General features: G+C 68.4%; 17 protein-coding genes. 11 read left to right on the top strand and 6 right to left on the bottom strand.

The genetic code is table 11. From position 1 onward, the window contains the following. Genes ACNA0R_RS19480 through ACNA0R_RS19430 form a run of 11 tightly spaced genes read left to right on the top strand, consistent with a single transcriptional unit; the run spans position 1 to position 11,541 of the window. Positions 1 to 2,985: a 4Fe-4S dicluster domain-containing protein gene (locus ACNA0R_RS19480; protein ID WP_415827702.1), complete on the top strand. Its 2,985-nt coding sequence runs from the start codon at positions 1 to 3 to the stop codon at positions 2,983 to 2,985. Continuing rightward, on the top strand, positions 2,978 to 4,351 hold the full coding sequence (nrfD, locus tag ACNA0R_RS19475) for an NrfD/PsrC family molybdoenzyme membrane anchor subunit (RefSeq protein ID WP_415827701.1): 1,374 nt from the start codon (positions 2,978 to 2,980) through the stop codon (positions 4,349 to 4,351). The genes ACNA0R_RS19480 and nrfD overlap by 8 nt, the downstream gene beginning before the upstream one ends. Then, the gene (locus tag ACNA0R_RS19470; RefSeq protein ID WP_415827700.1) at positions 4,348 to 4,896 is read left to right on the top strand and encodes a DUF3341 domain-containing protein; all 549 of its coding nucleotides are present in this window, start codon (positions 4,348 to 4,350) and stop codon (positions 4,894 to 4,896) included. The genes nrfD and ACNA0R_RS19470 overlap by 4 nt, the downstream gene beginning before the upstream one ends. Then, positions 4,893 to 5,648, top strand: a complete 756-nt coding sequence (locus tag ACNA0R_RS19465; protein ID WP_415827699.1) for a c-type cytochrome — start codon at positions 4,893 to 4,895, stop codon at positions 5,646 to 5,648. The genes ACNA0R_RS19470 and ACNA0R_RS19465 overlap by 4 nt, the downstream gene beginning before the upstream one ends. Then, on the top strand, positions 5,645 to 6,805 hold the full coding sequence (locus tag ACNA0R_RS19460; protein WP_415827698.1) for a hypothetical protein: 1,161 nt from the start codon (positions 5,645 to 5,647) through the stop codon (positions 6,803 to 6,805). The genes ACNA0R_RS19465 and ACNA0R_RS19460 overlap by 4 nt, the downstream gene beginning before the upstream one ends. Further along, positions 6,798 to 7,115, top strand: a complete 318-nt coding sequence (locus tag ACNA0R_RS19455) for a hypothetical protein (RefSeq protein WP_415827697.1) — start codon at positions 6,798 to 6,800, stop codon at positions 7,113 to 7,115. The genes ACNA0R_RS19460 and ACNA0R_RS19455 overlap by 8 nt, the downstream gene beginning before the upstream one ends. Beyond that, positions 7,112 to 7,963 (top strand): SCO family protein, encoded by an 852-nt coding sequence (locus ACNA0R_RS19450; RefSeq protein WP_415827696.1) that lies wholly within the window; start codon positions 7,112 to 7,114, stop codon positions 7,961 to 7,963. Before ACNA0R_RS19455 ends, ACNA0R_RS19450 begins: the two co-directional genes overlap by 4 nt. Further along, on the top strand, positions 7,960 to 8,931 hold the full coding sequence (gene coxB / locus ACNA0R_RS19445; protein WP_415827695.1) for a cytochrome c oxidase subunit II: 972 nt from the start codon (positions 7,960 to 7,962) through the stop codon (positions 8,929 to 8,931). The genes ACNA0R_RS19450 and coxB overlap by 4 nt, the downstream gene beginning before the upstream one ends. Continuing rightward, positions 8,928 to 10,586: a cytochrome c oxidase subunit I gene (gene ctaD / locus ACNA0R_RS19440; RefSeq protein ID WP_415827694.1), complete on the top strand. Its 1,659-nt coding sequence runs from the start codon at positions 8,928 to 8,930 to the stop codon at positions 10,584 to 10,586. Before coxB ends, ctaD begins: the two co-directional genes overlap by 4 nt. Then, complete coding sequence (locus ACNA0R_RS19435; protein WP_415827693.1) at positions 10,583 to 11,215, top strand: cytochrome c oxidase subunit 3; 633 nt, start codon at positions 10,583 to 10,585, stop codon at positions 11,213 to 11,215. Before ctaD ends, ACNA0R_RS19435 begins: the two co-directional genes overlap by 4 nt. Next, positions 11,212 to 11,541, top strand: a complete 330-nt coding sequence (locus ACNA0R_RS19430) for a cytochrome C oxidase subunit IV family protein (RefSeq protein WP_415827692.1) — start codon at positions 11,212 to 11,214, stop codon at positions 11,539 to 11,541. Before ACNA0R_RS19435 ends, ACNA0R_RS19430 begins: the two co-directional genes overlap by 4 nt. Here the strand turns inward: ACNA0R_RS19430 and ACNA0R_RS19425 are convergent. The 6 genes from ACNA0R_RS19425 to ACNA0R_RS19400 all read right to left on the bottom strand — a co-directional run bounded on the left by ACNA0R_RS19425 (position 11,536) and on the right by ACNA0R_RS19400 (position 19,115). Next, a complete protein-coding gene (locus ACNA0R_RS19425; RefSeq protein ID WP_415827691.1) occupies positions 11,536 to 13,866 on the bottom strand; it encodes a molybdopterin guanine dinucleotide-containing S/N-oxide reductase in 2,331 nt (776 codons plus the stop codon). The two genes, ACNA0R_RS19430 and ACNA0R_RS19425, sit on opposite strands and share 6 nt — an antisense overlap. Before the next feature lie 6 nt (positions 13,867 to 13,872). Next, entirely contained in the window at positions 13,873 to 14,739 is an 867-nt protein-coding gene (locus ACNA0R_RS19420; protein ID WP_415827690.1) for a sulfurtransferase, read from the bottom strand. Positions 14,740 to 14,746: 7 nt separating this feature from the next. Then, positions 14,747 to 15,100 (bottom strand): carboxymuconolactone decarboxylase family protein, encoded by a 354-nt coding sequence (locus ACNA0R_RS19415; protein ID WP_415827689.1) that lies wholly within the window; start codon positions 15,098 to 15,100, stop codon positions 14,747 to 14,749. Positions 15,101 to 15,126: 26 nt separating this feature from the next. Next, positions 15,127 to 16,149: a Bug family tripartite tricarboxylate transporter substrate binding protein gene (locus tag ACNA0R_RS19410; protein ID WP_415827688.1), complete on the bottom strand. Its 1,023-nt coding sequence runs from the start codon at positions 16,147 to 16,149 to the stop codon at positions 15,127 to 15,129. Positions 16,150 to 16,212: 63 nt separating this feature from the next. Continuing rightward, positions 16,213 to 17,580: an adenylosuccinate lyase gene (purB, locus tag ACNA0R_RS19405; protein ID WP_415827687.1), complete on the bottom strand. Its 1,368-nt coding sequence runs from the start codon at positions 17,578 to 17,580 to the stop codon at positions 16,213 to 16,215. Positions 17,581 to 17,675: 95 nt separating this feature from the next. Beyond that, positions 17,676 to 19,115, bottom strand: coding sequence for an FAD-binding oxidoreductase (locus ACNA0R_RS19400; RefSeq protein ID WP_415827686.1), 1,440 nt, complete (start codon positions 19,113 to 19,115; stop codon positions 17,676 to 17,678). Positions 19,116 to 19,126 lie beyond the last annotated feature (11 nt).

The raw sequence follows: 19,126 nt of genomic DNA, 5'->3' as shown, positions 1-19,126 counted from the left end.
ATGGACATCGACCGTATCATTCATATCGCTCGCATCGACGCCGAGGCATCCGGGGGAACGACGCTCCATGCCGCCGCCGGCGCGAGGGACACGCACGCCGACGGTCCGGAAGATCCGGCGCGCCGTGCGCTGCTCAAGTGGATGGCCGCCGCCGGCGCCCTGGCGACAGCGGGATGCAGCGGGCCGCCGTCGGAAGCCATCGTGCCTTATGCGCACATGCCGGAGGGCGGACCGGGAGACGAGCCCGTGTTCTATGCCAGCGCGGTCACGCGTGGCGGCTATGCCGTCCCTGTGCTGGTGGAGACGCACATGGGCCGGCCCACCAAGATCGAAGGGAATCCCGGCCATCCGATGAGCGACGGCGCGACGGACGCCTGTGCGCAGGCGGCCATCCTGCAATTGTGGGATCCGGACCGTTCGCGCGCGGTAATGCGTGGCGACGGTATCGCGGACTGGCCGTCGGCCAGGAACGCATTGGCCGAACGCATCGCCACGCTGGCGACGGACGGTGGCGCCGGCCTGCGGGTACTGACCGGTGCCTCGACCTCGCCGACGATGGAGCGGCAGCTGGATGCCGCCGCGGCGCGCTTTCCGGGCATGCGCCGGCATCGGCATGACCCGCTGCATGATGCCGCCGCGCAAGCAGGCGCGCGCCGTGTACTGGGCTATCCCGCCCATGCCTGGTACCGCCTGGACAGGGCCCGTGTGGTCCTTGCGGTAGGCGCGGATCTGTTTATCGATACGCCCGCCGGCGTAAGGTACGCCAGGGATTTCGCGCGCGGCCGTGGCGACGCGGATAAAGCCGCCGGGGCATCGGCGGCATCTCGGGTTCCAGCCGCGCCGGCGACGCCTGTCGCGGGTCCGGCGGCGGCATCGCTGCCGCGTCTCAGGCTCTACGCAATAGAGGCCATGCCCGGCCTGACCGGCGCCATGGCCGATCAGCGCTGGGTCATGACGCCGGGCGACATGGGCGCCATGCTGCGCCGCCTGGCTCACGCCCTGGGTGTGCCCGGCGTAGCGCCGGCGAGCGGGAAAGGCGGCGCTTGGGAAACCGCGTTGGCCGAGGCGCTGAAGACCCATGCGGGCGCGGCGCTGGTTGCGCCGGGACCGGCGTTGTCGGCGGACGACCATGCCCTGGCCTGGGCCATCAATACGCATCTGGGGGCCGTCGGGCAATGTGTCATGCCGGTCGCCACGCGCGAGGTGCCCGGCCTGGCGCCGTTGATCGCCGATATGCGCGATGGAAACGTCGATACGCTGCTGATCATCGACGCCAATCCCGTGTATGACAGCCCCGACAGGCAGGCGTTCGCGGACGCGTTGCGCCGCGTGCCGCTATCCGTGCACCAGGGGCTTTATCGTGACGAGACGGCGCTCGCGTGCGCCTGGCACGTGCCGCGCGCGCATGAGCTGGAATGCTGGAGCGATGCGCTGGCGTGGGATGGCACGCCGACGATCATGCAGCCGATGATCGCGCCATTGCATAACGGCGTGTCGCCGCACGCGCTGTTGCAGGTGCTGGCGGACGGGAACGACGTCACCGACCATGACGCCGTGCGGGCGACGTGGCGGGCGGCGTGGCCGGCGGGCGAGTTCGACGCACGCTGGCGCGCGGCGCTGCGCACGGGCCATATCCAAGATGCCGGCCTGCTTGCGCCGCTGCCTTCCGGCAGGCGCGCGGGAGACGCGGCCGGCTGGGCCGCTGTGCAGGCGACGTCCGCCCGCCCCGGCACGCTGGTCGCGCAGATCCTGCCCGATCCCTATCTTGGCGGTGGCGCGGCGTCCAACAATGCCTGGCTGCAGGAGCTGCCGCGTCCGTTGACGCGGATGACCTGGGACAACGCCGTCTACATGGACCCGGAAACCGCGCGCGCGTACGGCCTGGCGGCCGGCGATGTCGTCAGCTTGACGGCCGCGCACGGTGCTTCAGTCGAAGGCCCCGTCCACATCCTGCCTGGGCATGCGCCCGGGATGGTGACGCTGCATCTGGGCTATGGGCGCCGCCACGCGGGACGGGTCGGCGATGGCGTGGGTTTCGACGCATACACGCTGCAGGCCCGCGCCGACGACGGCACGCCGTTGCCGACGGTCCCCGTCACGCTGGCGGGCACCGGGCGCACCCATCGCTTCGCCTATGTGCAGACCGAACTCTCCATGCATGGCCGCGACATCGTGCGCGTGGAGGACTTGCAGTCCGGCCCGCGCGAGGCCGGCAGGGCCACGCCTGCCCGCGAGGCGCGGGCCGCGCCTTCCCTGTATCCCAAGGTGGAATATCCGGACTACGCCTGGGCCATGACCATCGACCTGGACAAGTGCATAGGCTGCAATGCCTGTACGGTGGCCTGCCAGGCGGAGAACAATATTCCTGTCGTCGGCGCCGGGGAAGTCCGCCGCGGGCGCGAGATGCATTGGATACGCGTCGACGTCTACCGCGAGCGGCGCGAGACCCTGTTCCAGCCCGTGCCCTGCATGCATTGCGAGGATGCGCCGTGCGAGCCGGTGTGCCCGGTCGGCGCCACGGTCCACGATTCCGAAGGATTGAATGCCCAGGTCTACAACCGCTGCGTGGGGACGCGCTTCTGCTCCAACAACTGTCCCTACAAGGTCCGCCGCTTCAATTTCTTCGAATACTCCGATCGATCGGAAGCATCGGCCGCCCACCAGAATCCCGATGTGACGGTGCGGCAGCGCGGCGTGATGGAGAAGTGCACCTATTGCGTGCAGCGTATCAGCCGCGCCCGCATCCAGGCGCAGAAGGAGGACCGCACCCTGCGCGACGGCGAAGTCGTGACCGCCTGCGAGGCCGTCTGTCCCAGCCAGGCCATCGTCTTCGGCAACTTGAACGACCCGGCCAGCCGCGTCAACGCCACGCGCGGATCGCCGCGCGCCTATGCGCTGCTGGAGGAATTGAATACGCATCCGCGCACGCGCTACCTGGCGCGGCAGCGCGACTCCGGGGCGAAGCTGGAGCCGGACGATGGCTGACACCTACGGCAGCATCACCGACCGCATCTCCGATATCGTGCTGGCGCGCCGCCGCGCCGGTCCGATGGGAACGCGCGGCGGCTGGCGACAGCACTGGCGCTGGCGCGTCATGTTCCTGGCCACTTTCGCCGCCACCATGGTTTTCCTGGGCGCCAGCGCCTGGCTGTTCACCGTCGGGGTGGGGCTGTGGGGCGTGAACATCCCGGTGGCATGGGGCTACGCCCTGGCCAATTTCGTCTGGTGGATCGGGATCGGCCATGCCGGCACTTTCATCTCGGCGGTGCTGCTGCTGTTGCGGCAGCAGTGGCGCACATCCATCAACCGCTTCGCCGAGGCCATGACGCTTTTCGCGGCCAGCATCGCCGGTCTGTTTCCCATCCTGCACCTGGGCCGGCCCTGGTTCGCCTATTGGCTGTTGCCTTATCCCAACCGCATGGACTTGTGGCCGCAATGGCGCAGCCCGCTCGTGTGGGACATCTTCGCCATCAGCACGTACCTGCTGGTGTCCCTGATGTTCTGGTACGTCGGCCTGCTGCCCGACCTGGCGACGCTGCGCGACCGCGCCCGCACGCGCGGCAAGCAGATCGCCTACGGCCTGTTCGCGCTGGGCTGGCGCGGCGATGCGCGGCATTGGGCGCGCTACGAGAACGCCTATCTGATGCTGGCCGGCCTGGCCACGCCGCTGGTGGTATCGGTGCATACGGTGGTGTCGCTGGATTTCGCCATCGGCAACACGCCCGGCTATCACTCCACGATCTTCCCGCCGTATTTCGTGGCGGGCGCGCTGTACTCGGGCTTCGCGATGGTGCTGACGCTGGCCATCCCGCTGCGGCATTTCTTCCGCCTGCACGATCTGATCACGGACCGTCACCTGGCGCTGGCGGCGCGCGTGCTGCTGGCCACCGGCGCCATGGTGGCCTACGGGTATATCTCGGAAGCCTTCATGGCGTTTTATGGCGGAGACGAATTCGAGATCGCGATGACGGTGGATCGCTGGACCGGCGCCTACGCGCCCGTCTACTGGGCCATCATCGCCTGCAACGTCCTGATCCCGCAGCTGATGTGGCAGCGGCGCGTGCGCCACAGCGCGGCATGGCTGTTCGTCCTCAGCATCGTCATCAACCTGGGAATGTGGATGGAGCGCTTCCTGATCGTCGTGCAAAGCACGCATCGCGATTTCCTGCCTTCTTCCTGGGGTTTGTTCGTGCCGACCGCCTGGGACTGGATCTTTCTGTTCAGCTCCATGGGGATGTTCGCCTGGCTGTTCCTGTTGTTCCTGCGTTGCCTGCCGATGATTTCGATGGCGGAGGTCAGGGAGATGGAATACGAAGCGCAGGGGGCCGCCGCCTCCGGGAAGCCCACATGAAGCCGCGCCTGTACGGCCTGATGGCCGAATTCCGCCAACCCGAGGCCCTGGTGCGCGCCGCGCGCACGGCGCGCGAACGCGGCCTTGCGGGCGTGGACGCCTATGCGCCGTTCCCGGTGCCGGACCTGGCGGAGGCCGTCGGCTATCCCGGCAGCCGCGCCGTACCGTGCGCCACGCTGATCGGCGGCATCGCCGGCGGCGCGGGCGGCTATTTCATGCAGTGGTACGCGGCCACGCAGTCCTATCCGGTGAACGTGGGCGGGCGGCCGCTGCACAGCTGGCCGCTGTTCATCCCCGTGACCTTCGAATTGACGATCCTGTGCGCGGCGATCTGCGCGGTCGTCGCCATGCTCGGGGCCAATGGCCTGCCGCGCCTGCATCACCCCGTCTTCGCGACGCCGGGCTTCGATCTGGCGAGCAGGGACCGGTTCTTCCTGTGCGTGCGGCTGCCCGAGGCATGCACGGAAGACGACCCATCCTACGACCGCGCCATGGCTGTCCTGCGGGAAACGGATCCGATCGACATCCAGGAGGTACCGGCATGAGCCGGGCGAAGCCGGCGCTCGCGCATGCGGCATCGCGAGTCATCCCGCGGGCCGGCATGGCGGCGGCTCTGTTGATCCTGGTACTGGGCGGCTGTGAACGCTCCGTCCAGAACATGTACGACCAGCCGCGCGGCAAGCCATACCGCGCCAGCCCGCAGTTTCCGGACGGCGCATCGGCGCGCACGCCGTTCGCCGGCACGGAAGCGTATGCACGGGGCACACCGGCCGACGCGACCAGCGGCAGGGAAGGCGGGCAGCAAGTGGCGCGCGACGCGCAGGCGCGGGCGGCGGCATCCTTGCCGGCGCCCGTCACGCCGGCCATGCTCAAGCAGGGTCAGACCTTGTACGGCGTCTTTTGCATGCCCTGCCACAGTCCCGCCGGCGACGGCGACGGCCGCATTGTCGAGCGCGGTTTTCCCGCGCCGCCCACCTATCACAGCGACCGCTTGCGCCAGGCGCCGGACCGGCATATTTACGACGTCATCAGCAATGGCTACGGCGTCATGGCGTCCTACGGCAATCGCATACGTCCGGAGGACCGCTGGGCCATCGTCGCTTACGTGCGGGCCCTGCAACTCAGCCAGCACGCCGCGGTGGAAGACCTGCCGCCCGATGTGCGGCAGCGCACGCGGTCCGCCCTGGCGTCCGGCGGGCCGGAACGGCCCGGCAACCCGACGGGGGATCTCGACACGCGGTCCGGAAAAAGCGACGGCGATGTGGACGACCGGATGAAGGAGGGCGGCCCGCCATGAGTGAACGAGACAGGGGCATCGACGGAGGCCGGCGCGTTACGGACGAACGAGACACGGGCCGGCGCCCGGCGTTGGCGGTGCTGGCCGGGGGCGCCATGCTGCTGGCGCTGGCGGCGCTGGGCGTCGTGCCGGACGCGCGCGGCTTCCTGGCGGCCTGGCTGGCCGCCTGGTGGTTCTGGGCCGGCCTGGCGCTGGGCGCGCAGGCCACCTTGTGGCTGCATCGCCTGACCGGCGGCAACTGGATCGCGCCGATCGCTGCCTGCCTGAACGCATTGCGCGCCGCCGTTCCCGCGGTCGGCATACTCGTCCTGCCGGTGCTGGTCTGGCAGCGGCCGCTGTATCCCTGGGCGCGCCCGGACTGGGTGGATACGGCCAGGGAGCCCGCTTTCCGGCAACTGTGGTTCAGTTCGCCCGGAATGGCGCTGCGCGTGGTCGCCTGCGTCGTTCTTTGGAGCGTGCTGGCGCGCGTCGACGGCGCGGGGCGCGTGGCCGTCCAACGCCAAGGGTATGCCGCGGCCGGATTATTGACGTACGCCTTCACCATCAGCCTGGTGGCGGTCGATCTGCTGATGTCATTGACGCCGGAGTGGTACTCGACCGCGTTCGGCTTCGTGGTCCTGATCGCGCAACTGAAGGCCGCGATGGCGGCCGGCGCGTACGCGGGGGCGCGGCGCGCGCCGCCGCCGCTGCGCGGCGACCTGGGCAATCTGCTGATGATGTATGTGCTGACGTGGGCATATCTGGCCTTTACCCAGTTCCAGATCATCTGGGCGGAAAACCTGCCAGCGGAAATCTCGTGGTATGTGGCGCGCCAGGGCGGCTGGGAGGCCGTGGCAATCCTGTTGGCCGTCTTCGGCTTCGCGGTTCCCTTGGTCGCGTTGCTCTTCCGCGCCTTCAAACGATCCGCCGCCTGCTTGCGCGCGCTGGCGGCCTTGCTGCTCGTCGTCTCCGCCTGCGAGACCGCGTGGTGGGTGTTCCCCTCGGCGGGCGTGGCATCGGCGGGGCATACGTCCGGCGGGCCGGTCGGCTGGCACGTGGCGTGGATGCTGCCGCTCCTGCTGGCGGGCATGGGCCTGATCGTGCGCGCCGCGGCGATGCTGTTTCCCACCGCGCCGGGCCGCGCGGTAGCAGCCGTCATGGAGGAAGCCAATGCGTGATGGAATCGACGTGCGGCGCGTCTGGCGCATCGGCCTGGCCGGGTTTGCGGTGCTGGTATTGGCCGTGACGGCCGCCGTGCTATTGACCTCGCGCTGGGATGAGAACCGCCACCCCGGCGGGGCGGAATCGCCGCGCGCCTGGATCGCGGGGCCGATGCTGGAGACGCGGCCGCAAGCCAATATGGCGCAATATCTGGCGGGCAAGCAGGCGCTGACGGCAAGCTATGCCTGGGTGGACCGCCGCGCCGGTATCGCCCGCATCCCCGTGGAGGAAGCCATGCGGGCAGTGGCGGAAGGAGCCCGCCCATGAGGCCGGCGGCGCGTCCCGCCATCGGTGCGGGTCCGTTTCTGGCGGTATTCCTGGCCCGATTCATGGCCGGGTTCGTGGCCGGGTTCCTGGCGCTGTGCCTGGCGCGGCCCGCCGCTGCCGAGCCGCCGCCCGACGCGGCGGCGCTGGCCTTTCGCCAGCATCCGGGCCGCGCCATTCCGCCGGTCCGCGGCCTGCGCGATCAGGACGGCCGCGAGGTGACCCTGGCGGACTACCTGGGCAACAGGCCGGTCATCTTCGTGCTCGGCTACTACCATTGCGCGGTGTTGTGCTCGACCCTGATGGACGCCGTGCTGGAGCGTGTGCGCGGCGTGGGCGTGCCCTTCGAAGTCGTGTCGGTCAGCATCGATCCCGCCGAAACGCCCGCGGACGCGGCGCGCAAGTATGCGTATTACCGCGGACTGATGGATGCCGGCGCGGCTTCGGAAAGCACCCCCGGGCTGCATCTCCTGACCGCCGCGCCCCAGGCCATCGCGGCGCTGACCGATGCCGTCGGTTTTCCCTATCGCCGCGATGCGGACACCGGCCAGTTCTACCACCCGGCCGGGTTCGTCATCCTGACGCCCGCGGGGCGGATCGCGCGCTACTTCCTGGGACTGGGATTCACCGCGCGCGACGTGCGGCTGGCGCTGGTGGAGGCGGCCGGCGGCAAGGTCGGGGGGCTGGCCGATCAACTGGTGCTGCTGTGCTCGCATTACGATCCCGCGACCGGCCGCTATAGCGTCGCGGCGATGGCCCTGGCGCGCGCCGCGGGCCTGGGCGCGCTGGCCGCGCTGCTCGCCGCCTTCGTCTGCATGCGCCGCCGCAATCCCGGGAGGCCTCGCGCATGAACAGCACGCCGCCGCTCTACCACGCCGGAGCCGTCGGGCTGATGCCCGCGGAAGCATCGTCCATCGCCGGCCGCACCGATGCATTGTTCCTGAGCCTGCTGGGCCTGTCCGCCTTGATGGCCTTGCTGATCACCATCGTGGCCGTCGTCTTCTGCATCCGTTACCGCAAGGGATCCAGCGCACCGAGAGGCCAGGCGCGCGAACATGCCAATGGCCTGGAGTGGACCTGGACCATCGCGCCGCTGCTGGCTTTCATCGGCCTGTTCGTCTGGGGCGCCTACGACTACAGCGCGCTGACGCGGCCTCCGGCCGACGCCATGCCGGTTTACGTGGTCGCCAAGCAATGGGTGTGGACCATGCAGCACGCCAACGGCGTCCGCGAGATCGACGAGCTGCACGTGCCGGTAGGCCAGCCGGTGCGCCTGCTGATGAGTTCACAGGACGTCATCCACAGCTTCTACGTGCCGGAATTCCGCATCAAGCAGGACGTCCTGCCGGGGCGCTATACCAGCCTCTGGTTCACCGCGACGCGTCCGGGGACCTACCATCTGCTGTGCGCGGAGTTCTGCGGCACCGATCACGCCACCATGGGCGGTGGCATCGTCGCCTTGCCGCCAGAACAGTTCTCGCGCTGGCTGGAGCGGGGCAAGGACGGCCCGGACCTGGTCCAGCGCGGCTACCAGCTGTTCCGCGAGCACGGTTGCGCCGGCTGCCACGATGCGCGCTCCACCGTCCACGCGCCGGAGCTGGACCATCTGTTCAGCCGCCGCGTCTTTCTGCAGGATGGCCGCATGGTCGTGGCCGACGAGAACTATATCCGCGATTCCATCATCGAGCCGCGCAAGGACGTGGTGGCGGGCTACGCGCCCATCATGCCTTCCTTCGCCGGCCAGTTCAGCGAACCGGATCTCATGGCGCTGATCGCCTACCTGAAGTCCGATCGTCCCAAGGAGGTGCAGACGCGATGAACCCATCCACGACGCCCCTGGTGCCGGGAGCCGAGGCCGCGGCCGCGCGGCGCGGCTCCGCGCCCGGCCCGCGCAACTACCTGACGGAAGGCTACAGCCTGCGCTCCTGGCTGCTGACCGACGACCACAAGCGCGTGGCGATCCTGTACGCGATCAGCATTACCGCCTTCTTCGTCCTGGGCGGCGTCGCGGCGGCCATGATGCGCCTGGAACTGGTGACGCCGCAGGCCGATCTGGTCAGCGCGGACACCTACAACAAGCTGTTTACCGCCCATGGCGTCATCATGGTGTGGATGTTCCTGATTCCTTCCATTCCATCCGTGCTGGGGAACTTCCTGATTCCCATCATGGTGGGCGCGGAAGACATCGCCTTCCCGCGCTTGAACCTGATCAGCTGGTATCTGTACGCGATAGGCGGCACGTTCACGCTGGGCGCGCTGGTGCTGGGCGGCGTGGATACCGGGTGGACCTTCTACACCCCGTTCTCGACGATGTTCTCGCACAGCAATGTGGTGATCACGCTGTTCGGCGTATTCATCGTGGGGTTTTCCTCCATCCTGACGGGTTTGAACATCATCGTCACCGTCCACACGATGCGCGCCCCCGGCATGGGCTGGTTCCGCATGCCGCTGTTCGTGTGGGCGAATTACGCCACCAGCATCATCCTGGTGCTGGCGACGCCGGTGCTTGCCATTACCCTGCTGCTGCTGGCCGCGGAGCGCCTGTTCGGCATCGGCTTCTTCGATCCGCGCCTGGGCGGCGACCCTTTGCTGTTTCAGCACCTGTTCTGGTTCTACTCGCATCCCGCGGTGTACATCATGGTGCTGCCGGCCATGGGCGTGGTCAGCGAGATCATCCCGTGCTTTACGCGCCGGCGCATCTTCGCCTACCGCAGCATGGCCTACGCCATCCTGGGCATCGCCGTGATCGGCTTCCTGGTGTGGGGACACCATATGTTCGTCAGCGGGCAATCGGTGTACGCCAACATGACGTTCTCCCTGCTGAGCTTCCTGGTCGCCGTGCCTTCCGCAATCAAGGTGTTCAATTGGACGGCAACCCTGTACAAGGGCACGATCACCTTCGGCGCGCCCATGCTGTACGCGCTGGGCTTCGTCGGCCTGTTCATGCTGGGCGGCCTGACCGGCCTGTTCCTGGCCACGCTGGCCGTCGACGTACACGTCACCGATACGTATTTCGTGGTGGCGCATTTCCACTACATCATGGTGGGCGGCGCGGTCATGGCCTATCTGGGCGCCTTGCATTTCTGGTGGCCGAAGATCAGCGGACGCCTGTATCCGGAGACCCTGGGACGCATCGCCGCCATCACCATTTTTCTCGGCTTCAACCTGACGTTCTTCCCGCAGTACATCCTGGGCTACGACGGTATGCCGCGCCGCTACCATACCTATCCGCCGGAATTCCAGGTCCTGAATATCCTGTCATCCACCGGCGCCGCGGTGCTGGCGGTGGGTTATCTGCTGCCGCTTTGCTACCTGTTGTGGTCATGGTTCCATGGACGTCCGGCCGGCGCGAATCCCTGGAACGCCAGCGGCCTCGAATGGCAGACGCGGTCGCCCCCGCCCAAGAAGAATTTCGACGCGCCGCCCAACGGCGACCACGACGTCTACGATTACGCCGGGCGGGATGCACAATGAACGAAGTCACGCTCGATGGACCCGATACGCTGCGCGCCTACCAGGCACGGCTCGGGATGTGGATATTCCTGGCGACCGAACTGATGTTCTTCGGGCCGGTGTTCCTGGGCTATGCCGTGGGCCGGCTGCACATGCCCGGGGCTTTCACCTCGGCAGCCCGCCACACGGACGTGCTGCTGGGCGCGCTCAACACCGTGGTGCTGTTGAGCAGCAGCGCGGCCATCGCGCTGGCGACGGAATGCCAGCGCGCTGGCGTTACGCGGCTGGCGCGCCGTTTCCTGTGGATTACCGCGGCGCTCGGCGCCGTCTTTCTTGCCGTCAAGGGATACGAATACGCCAAGGACCTGCGCGAAGGCCTCTGGCCGGGGGCGTCCTTCCATGCCGCGGACATGCCGGATCCGGCCGGCGGGCGTCTGTTCTTTTTCCTCTACTTTTTCGCCACGGGACTGCACGCCGTGCATCTGACCATCGGCATCTTCCTGGTGCTGATCGTCTCGCGCCAGTCCGGCCGCGTCGCCGCCGCGACGGTATTGCGCCGGCAGGAAACCGTCGGCTTGTACTGGCATTTCGTCGACGTCGTGTGGGTCTTCCTGTTTCCCATTCTTTACCTGGCGGGGAGGGCGCCATGACCGGACGCGCGATCGACGCCGGGTTGCGGCGGCGGTTATGGCGGGTCGCCGCGGTGTGGCTGGCGCTGGTACTGTGCGCCGCGCTGACGGTGGGCACCGCCTATATTCCACTCGGCCCCGCCAATATGGCGGTCAATATCCTGATCGCCGGCATCAAGGCCATCCTGATCGCGGTGTTCTTCATGCATCTGGCCAGTCCTTACGCCGTGCCTCGCATGGTGTGCATCGTCACCGTGGTGATGCTGGTGGTGATGTTCGCTCTGAGCGGGGTGGATTTCTATACGCGGGACGGTAAGGCCGGCCGCCCGCCGGCCGTTGCGTCATAAGTCCGCCCCGCCGGCGGGCGGCGGGTCGAAGGCGCGCACCGGCGGCGCCGGCCCATCGTAGCGCCGCACCTGGACGGCGGTAAGCTGCCCGGTGCAGCCCTGCGCCAGCGCCGAGGTTCCCGCGTCCCGCGTCAGTACGTTGGGGTTGCCGTGCATGCAAAATGGCCGCTCTTCATGACCCGGGGCCGGGTCATACCAGGCGCCGGTCGGCAGCCGCACCACGCCGGGACGCACGCCATCGCTGAGCGTGACGCAGGCCAGGCAGCTGCCGCGCGCGTTATAGAGCTCGACGATGTCGTCCTCGCCTATGCCTCTTGCCTGCGCGTCCCGGGGATGCATGGTGCAGACCTCGCGTTCGCGGCGCTTGTTGGCGATGCTGTGCGCGCCGAAATCGAGCTGGCTGTGCAGGCGGGTCGCGGGCTGGTTGGCCACCAGGTAAAGCGGGTGCTCCGCGGTGGGCGCGTCGGCGGGCGGCAGCCAGGCGGGATGCCCGGGGCAGTCGGCATAGCCGAAGTCCGCCACCACCGGCGAAGCGATCTGTACGCGGCCGCTGGGCGTGGGCAGGGGTTTTCCGGCGGGATCCTCGCGGAAGGCGCGCAGGATGCCGCCGTCGTCGGCCTGCTGGGGCAGCAGCAGCTCGCCGCGTTGCCAGAACGTGTCGAAGTCGGGCGCCTCAAGTCCGCGTTCCTGCAGCGCGGCGCGCGTGCGTTCGTACAGATGGCGCAGCCACTGCGCGCTGGTGCGGCCTTCGGTGTAGGCCTGGCGCGTGCCCAGGCGTTCGGACAGGTCGCTGAAGATGTCGTAGTCGTCGCGCGCCTGGCCGTGCGGCGGCGCGATCCTGTGCATGGCCACCATCAGCGGATCGGTCGGCGCGGCGCCGATGTCTTCGCGTTCCACGGTCATCGTGCAGGGCAGCACGATATCGGCGTGGCGCGCCGTGGCCGTCCAGCCCAGTTCGTGGACGACGAAGGTGTCCAGCGTGCGGAAGGCCCGCGCCAGGCGGCCCAGGTCCTGATGATGATGGAAAGGGTTGCCGCCGGCCCAGTAGGCCAGCCGGATATGCGGATAGGTGTGGCGCTTGCCGTTGTAGTCGAACGCTTCACCGGGATGCAGCAGCATGTCGGCGATGCGCGCCACCGGAATGAAAGCCTTGACCCCGTTCGTGCCTTGCGGCAAGGCGGCGACAGGGACCGCATTGGTGCGTTTGCCGTAGTGCGCCAGGGTGCCCAGCGCATAGGCATAGCCGCCGCCCGGCAGGCCGATCTGGCCCAGCATGGCGGCCAGCACCGCGCCCATCCATACCGGCTGTTCGCCGTGCTCGGCACGCTGCAGCGCATGGGCCACGGTAATCAGGACACGCTTGCCGGCCAGCGATCGCGCCAGCTCACGGAGGCCGTCGGCGGGCAGGCCGCACAACGGCGCCGCCCAGGCCGGCGTCTTGGGTATGCCGTCGCTGCGTCCCAGCACATAGGCTTCGAACGTTTCCCAGCCGTCGCAATAATCCGCCAGGAAACCGCGGTCATGCAAGCCATCGGTAACCAGCACATAGGCCAGCGCCAGCATCATGGCGGTGTCGGTGCCCGGTACGATGGGCAGCCATTCGGCGCGCGACTCCAGGGGCATATCGCCGCGCAGCGGGCTGATCGAGACGAAGCGGCAGCCCCGCGCCGCGGCACGGGCCATCGAGTCGCGCTCGATATGGCGGCTGATGCCGCCGCTGGCCACGCGCGAGTTCTTCAGCGCCATGCCGCCGAACGACAGCACCACATCGGTGTGCTCGACGATCTGCTCCCACGTGACGTTGCGGCGCGCGACGTCGTCCATGCTGCCCAGGATATGCGGCAGGATGACCGCCGATGCACCCGCGCTATAGCTGTTGACCGAACGCACATATCCACCCAGGGCGGTGTTCAGGAAGCGATGGACCTGGCTTTGCGCATGGTGGAAGCGGCCCGCGCTGGACCACCCGTAAGAGCCGCCGAATACGGCTTCGGGTCCATGACTGTCGCGTACGCGCGCCAGCTCGGCGGCCAGGCGGTCGAGTACTTCGTCCCAGGGCATGGCGACGAACTCATCGCGGCCCCGGCGGTCGTCGGGACCCGGGCCGCGTTCCAGCCAGCCGCGCCGCACCATCGGCGTGACCACGCGGGCGCGATGTCCCACGGCATTGGTGAGGTTGTCGATCAGCGGATTGGGGTCGGGATCCCCGGGATGCGGCTGCACGGCCAGGGCGCCGTCCCGCCATGCGGCGCGGAACACGCCCCAGTGCGCGCTGTGCGGCCGCATCGCGTCCGCGGAAGAGGGGGATAGGGAGTCGGATTTCATTGGCGTTCAGTCAGCTGGACCGGTGGCGACCGGCGCGCCGTCCTGCGCGCACCATTCGCTCCATGAACCAGGATACAGCGCCGCGCCCGTCAGCCCGGCGATTTCCATGGCCAGCAGATTATGGCAGGCCGTGACGCCGGAACCGCATTGGTTGATGACCTGCTCCGCCCGCCGTCCGTCCAGCAGGGCCGCGAAGGCGCCGCGCAGATCGTCGGGCGCGCGGAAGCGCCCCGTCGAGTCCAGGTTTTCGCGGAACAGGCGGTTGCGCGCGCCAGGGATATGGCCGCCGACCGGATCGATGGTTTCGTTTTCGCCGCGGAAGCGATCCGGGGCGCGGGCGTCGACGACCAGACGGTCGCCGGTGATCAGGTTGTCGCGCACATCCTGGTGCGATACGGTGCGCACCAGGGATGCGCCGGCGCGCAGGTTGCCGCGCCGGGCGGGCGGGGTGGTCGGTTCGTCGGTCATGGGCAGGCCGGCGGCCGTCCAGGCGCCCACGCCGCCATCCAGCACGGCAACGGCGCGGTGTCCCAGCCAGCGCGCCAGCCACCACAGCCGCGCCGCATACATGCCGCCGGCGTCGTCATAGGCCACGAGCTGGGTATCGTCGTTCATGCCCAAGGCGGCCAGCCGGGCGGCCAGCGCATCGCGATCCGGCAAGGGGTGCCGGCCGTTGCGTCCGGTGACGGCGCCGCTCAGGTCCTCTTCCAGATGCAGGTAGTGGGCGCCGGGCAAATGGCCGCGCCGGTAGGCCTGGCTGCCCGCACCGGTGTCCATCAGGTCGAAGCGGCAGTCGGCGATGAGCAGGGGCGTGTCGCCGCGCGCCCGCAGGCTGGCCAGATCCTGCGCCGAAATCAAGGTATCGAACGGCATAATTCCCTCAACCCTTGGAGGCCGCGCCGGCGTCGCTCAACGCATCCATGGCACGCAGCGAGTACACGTATGCGGCGCCGGCATTCAGCGCGATGGCGGTGGCCAGCGCTTCGCTCAGCTCGGTTTCGGTCACGCCCGCCTGGCGCGCGGCGGCGGCGTGGGCCGCGATGCAGCCGTCGCAACGGGTGGTCACGGCGACGGCCAGCGCGATCAGCTCGCGCGTCCTGGCGTCCAGCGTGCCCGTCGCGCCCTGGGCCTCGTTCAGGCCGCGGAAGGCCGTCAACAGTTGCGGATGGTTTTTGGCCAGGCTGCCGGCGGCCTGGCGGTTGTTCGCCAGTACCTGGGTCCAATCGTTCAGCATGCGGTGCTCCTTGCAGATACGCGGCGCTATGCGCCGATTTGCTTCAACAGGTCGGGGGTGGCGACCGTACGGTATTGCGCGATGTCGCGGTCGATGTATGCGGTGAATCGCTCCAGCGGCAGATCGCGCTCCACCGCGGCATCGCGGCGGATGACCTCGCGGACCTGCGGGTCGTTCAAGGCCTTGCTCAGATGCGTGGACAGGATGCGCAGGATGTCCGGCGGCGTGCCGGCCGGCGCGGCCAGGCCATACCACTGCGTCAGCGTCATATCGATGCCCAGCTCCTTGAAGGTGGGCACGTCCGGCAGGCTGGGATTGCGGCTTTCGCCGGAAACGGCCAGCAGGCGCAAGGCGTCCTGGCGCACCTGCGGCATCAGCGGCGATGCGGTGGCGAAGAACATGTCGACCTGGCCGCCCAGCAGGTCGGTGATGGCCGGGCCGGAACCGCGATAGGGAATGTGCAGCAGCTTCAGCTTGCCCAGCTCCTTGATGCGTTCCATGCCGATGTGCGCCGCGCCGCCCGCGCCGGTGGAGGCGAAGGTCATTTCCTTGGTTTTTGCCGCGGCCAGCAGCTCCTTGGCCGTCTTGAACTTCGAGTTCGGCGCGACGAACAGGCCGTGCGGGGCTTCCAGGATCAGGCCGATGGGCGCGAAATCGTCGGGTACCTTGTAGGGCAGGCTGGCGGGTTTCAGCGCCGGCGACACCGCCAGGTTGCCGCTCATGGCCAGCAGCAGGGTGTAGCCGTCCGGCGGCGACTTGGCGACCAGCCCGGCGGCGATGTTGCCGCCGGCGCCGGCCTTGTTTTCCACCACCACCGTTTGCTTCAAGGTGCGCCCCATCGCGGTGGCGATCAGCCGGCCGTACAGATCGCCGCCGCCGCCCGGCGGGAATCCGACCATCAGCGTGACGGGCCGTTCAGGAAAGGCCGTCGTCGCCGCGCTGGCGCGCGATACCGATATTCCCGCTCCCAGCATACCTGCCGCGCCGAGCGCGCCCGTCAGCAAAAGCCGCCGTCTGGCCGGCGATAAGTTGCGCTGATCCTGTCCCATGGCGTTGTCTCCGTTTTATATGTTCTGGTATGGATGGCATGGCGCCGTCGCCATGCCGCCTGATCAGGCCTGCAGCCAGCCGGCTTCCTCTTGCCGGGCCAGCACGCGGTCCACCGAGCTGCCGCATTGGCCCAGATAGCCGGCCGGGTCGGTCAGGCGGCGGATCTCGTCCTCGCCCAGCAGGCCGGCAAGTCCCTTGTGCTGGCGCATGGCATCGGCGAAATCCAGCTTGTGCGTGATGCCATGCATGGACGCTTCGTATATCCATTCATGGGCGGTCTGCTTGCCCACGCGGCCGCTCAGTTCCAGCATGACGCGTTCGGACAGCAGATAGCCGCGCATCAGTTCGAGATTCCTGGCCATGCCGCCGTCGTCCACGCGCAGTCCGGCCAGAAGATTCTTGGCCTGGAACAGCATGGCGCCCGCGATGATGCAGCATTCCGGCAGGGCCTTCCACTCTATCTTCCAGGCGATGCCGTCGCGTTCGCCTTCCTGCACCATGCCTTCCAGCATCAGCGCCGCGTTGTAGCGCAGCGGGCGCGACAGGCCGGCCAGGTTTTCCGCCGAGGTCGGATTGCGCTTGTGCGGCATGGTCGACGAGCCCAGCTTGCCGTCCGAGAAGGCCTCCTCGACCTCGCCGACTTCGTTGCGCTGCATGTTGAACAGCTCGTTGCCGATCTTCGACAGCGTGGCGCCTATCATGGCCAGCAACATGGCGTATTCCGTGAAGCGATCGCGCGCCGGCGCCCAGCTGACGGCCGGCGTCGCCAGGCCCAGCTTGGCCAGCGTGCGCGACTCGACCTCCGCCGCCTGGTCGCCCAGCGAGGCCTGGCTGCCGACGGCGCCCGCCAGCATGCCCACCAGGACCCGGGGTTCGCATTCCTTCAGGCGCTGGTAATGCCGGCCCATTTCATCCAGCCAGATCGCGCATTTATGGCCGAAGGTAATCGGCAGCGCCTGCACGCCATGCGTGCGGCCGACCATGGGCGTGTCGCGATGCGCGCGCGACAGCCGCGCCAGTTCGCGCCCCACGGCCTGGACGTCCCGCAGCACCACGGCATGGACTTCCTTCAACTGCAGGGCCACGCCCGTATCGACCACATCCTGGGTGGTCGCGCCGTAATGCACCCATTCGCCGTTCTCGGCGCCGCAGCTCGCCTGCAACTGTTTGAGCGCGGGCACCAGCGCATGCTTGATGCGGCGGATTTCCGCCGACATCTTGCCGATGTCGATGTTCTCGACCTTGGCTTTTTCGGCGATCTCGCGCGCGGCGGCGGCGGGAATGATGCCCAATTCGGCTTGCGACGCGGCCAGCGCCGCTTCGAAATCCAGCCATTTCTGCACGCGGTTTTCTTCGGAGAAAATCGCCCGCAGTTCGTCAGTGCTCCACAGATGCTGAAGCGCTTGCATGTCGAATACGGAAACTGGCATTGCGGTCCTCGCTAGGAAGGGAAAGCGGAAATGAAAAGTGGAAAGCGGCGCGCGGATGGACCGGGCCCATCGGCCTATCGGCCCGTCGGCCGTCGTCAGGTCGGGCCCGCCAGCGGCAATACCCGGCCCGGATTGAAGACGCCATGCGGATCGAAAGCCGTCTTCACCCGGGTCATCAAGTCCAGCGCGACGGGTGACTTGTGCCGCAGGAAGGCCTGTTGCTTCAGCCGGCCTATGCCGTGCTCGGCGGATATCGAACCGTCCAGCGACGCGGCGATGCCGTGCACGATGTCGTGAATCTCCGATGCACGGGCGCGAAACTCCGCGTCGGCCATGCCGGCCGGCTTGCTCTGGTTGTAGTGGAGATTGCCGTCGCCCACGTGGCCGAAACAAACAATGCGTATGCCGGGAACGGCCCGGCGCAAGGCCGCGTCCGCGGTGGCGATGAACGCCGGTATGGCGGTGATGGGTACGGAGATGTCGTGCTTGATGGACGGGCCTTCCAGCCGCTGCGCCTCCGGCACATGTTCGCGCAGGGCCCAGAACTCTTCCGCCTGCCTGCCGGAGGCCGCCAGCGCGGCATCGCCGGCCAGGCCGCGTTCCAGCGCGCCGGCCAGGACTTCTTCCACCGCCTGCGATGGATCCAGGCTGGCCGATGCTTCCGAGACGTCGAACAGCACCGCCCATGGATAATCGCCGCCCAGCGGATCGCGCATGCCGTCGAGGCCGTGCGCCAACACCTGGTCCAGCGCCTCGCGGCCCAGCAGTTCGAAGGCCGTGACACGCTCGCCGACCGCGTCGCCCAGCATCGCCAGCAGTTCGACGGCCGCCTGCGGGTCGGCCAGCGCGACCCATCCCGTCACCGTGCGCCGGGGCAGGGCAAACAGCTTGAACGCCGCGGCCGTAACGATGCCCAGCGTGCCTTCCGCGCCGATGAAAAGCTGTTTGAGGTCGTAGCCGGTGTTGTCCTTGCGCAAGGTCGTCAGCGCGTCCAGGACACGGCCGTCGGCCAGCACGACTTCCAGTCCGAGCGTCAGGTCGCGCGTGTTGCCATAGCGCAGCACCTGCTCGCCGCCGGCATTGGTGGACAGCGCGCCGCCTATGGTGGCGCTGCCTTCGGATGCCAGGGACAGCGGAAACAGCCGCTGGCAGGCGGCGGCCGCCTGTTGCGCGGCAAGGATGGTGCAGCCCGCTTCCAGGATGATGCTGTTGCCCAGTGGATCGACGCGGCGCTGGGCCGTCATGCGGCCCAGGCTGATCAGGATTTCGCGGCCCGAGTCGTCGGGCGTCGAGCCACCGACCAGGCCGGTATTGCCGCCTTGCGGAACGAGCGGCACGCCGGCGTGGGCGCACAGGCGGACCACCTCCGCGACCTGCGCGGTGCTGGCCGGCCGCACGACGGCGCGCGCGATGCCCGGATACTGGCCGCGCCAGTCGGCCACGTAGGAGGCCGTGTCGCGTTGATCGGTCAGCACATGAGCGTCGCCGACGACGGCGGCCAGCGCGGCGAGCAGGGAAGAAGCTTGATCGGCCATGATGGAAAATC

The organism is Bordetella sputigena, from assembly GCF_965137885.1.
Classification (GTDB): domain Bacteria; phylum Pseudomonadota; class Gammaproteobacteria; order Burkholderiales; family Burkholderiaceae_B; genus Bordetella_C; species Bordetella_C sputigena.
The sequence above is the reverse complement of the archived record's forward strand: the minus strand, read 5'-3'. Positions and strand labels throughout refer to the sequence as shown.

Bases quoted from the DNA above. Each gene is read 5' to 3' on its own strand.
- ACNA0R_RS19410 (WP_415827688.1), bottom strand. From the start codon at position 16,149: ATGGGACAGGATCAGCGCAACTTATCGCCGGCCAGACGGCGGCTTTTG.
- purB (WP_415827687.1), bottom strand. From the start codon at position 17,580: ATGCCAGTTTCCGTATTCGACATGCAAGCGCTTCAGCATCTGTGGAGC.
- ACNA0R_RS19460 (WP_415827698.1), top strand. From the start codon at position 5,645: ATGAGTGAACGAGACAGGGGCATCGACGGAGGCCGGCGCGTTACGGAC.
- ACNA0R_RS19400 (WP_415827686.1), bottom strand. From the start codon at position 19,115: ATGGCCGATCAAGCTTCTTCCCTGCTCGCCGCGCTGGCCGCCGTCGTC.
- ACNA0R_RS19420 (WP_415827690.1), bottom strand. From the start codon at position 14,739: ATGCCGTTCGATACCTTGATTTCGGCGCAGGATCTGGCCAGCCTGCGG.
- ACNA0R_RS19425 (WP_415827691.1), bottom strand. From the start codon at position 13,866: ATGAAATCCGACTCCCTATCCCCCTCTTCCGCGGACGCGATGCGGCCG.
- nrfD (WP_415827701.1), top strand. From the start codon at position 2,978: ATGGCTGACACCTACGGCAGCATCACCGACCGCATCTCCGATATCGTG.
- ACNA0R_RS19415 (WP_415827689.1), bottom strand. From the start codon at position 15,100: ATGCTGAACGATTGGACCCAGGTACTGGCGAACAACCGCCAGGCCGCC.
- ACNA0R_RS19435 (WP_415827693.1), top strand. From the start codon at position 10,583: ATGAACGAAGTCACGCTCGATGGACCCGATACGCTGCGCGCCTACCAG.
- ACNA0R_RS19430 (WP_415827692.1), top strand. From the start codon at position 11,212: ATGACCGGACGCGCGATCGACGCCGGGTTGCGGCGGCGGTTATGGCGG.
- ACNA0R_RS19455 (WP_415827697.1), top strand. From the start codon at position 6,798: ATGCGTGATGGAATCGACGTGCGGCGCGTCTGGCGCATCGGCCTGGCC.
- ACNA0R_RS19480 (WP_415827702.1), top strand. From the start codon at position 1: ATGGACATCGACCGTATCATTCATATCGCTCGCATCGACGCCGAGGCA.
- ACNA0R_RS19465 (WP_415827699.1), top strand. From the start codon at position 4,893: ATGAGCCGGGCGAAGCCGGCGCTCGCGCATGCGGCATCGCGAGTCATC.
- ctaD (WP_415827694.1), top strand. From the start codon at position 8,928: ATGAACCCATCCACGACGCCCCTGGTGCCGGGAGCCGAGGCCGCGGCC.
- ACNA0R_RS19470 (WP_415827700.1), top strand. From the start codon at position 4,348: ATGAAGCCGCGCCTGTACGGCCTGATGGCCGAATTCCGCCAACCCGAG.
- coxB (WP_415827695.1), top strand. From the start codon at position 7,960: ATGAACAGCACGCCGCCGCTCTACCACGCCGGAGCCGTCGGGCTGATG.
- ACNA0R_RS19450 (WP_415827696.1), top strand. From the start codon at position 7,112: ATGAGGCCGGCGGCGCGTCCCGCCATCGGTGCGGGTCCGTTTCTGGCG.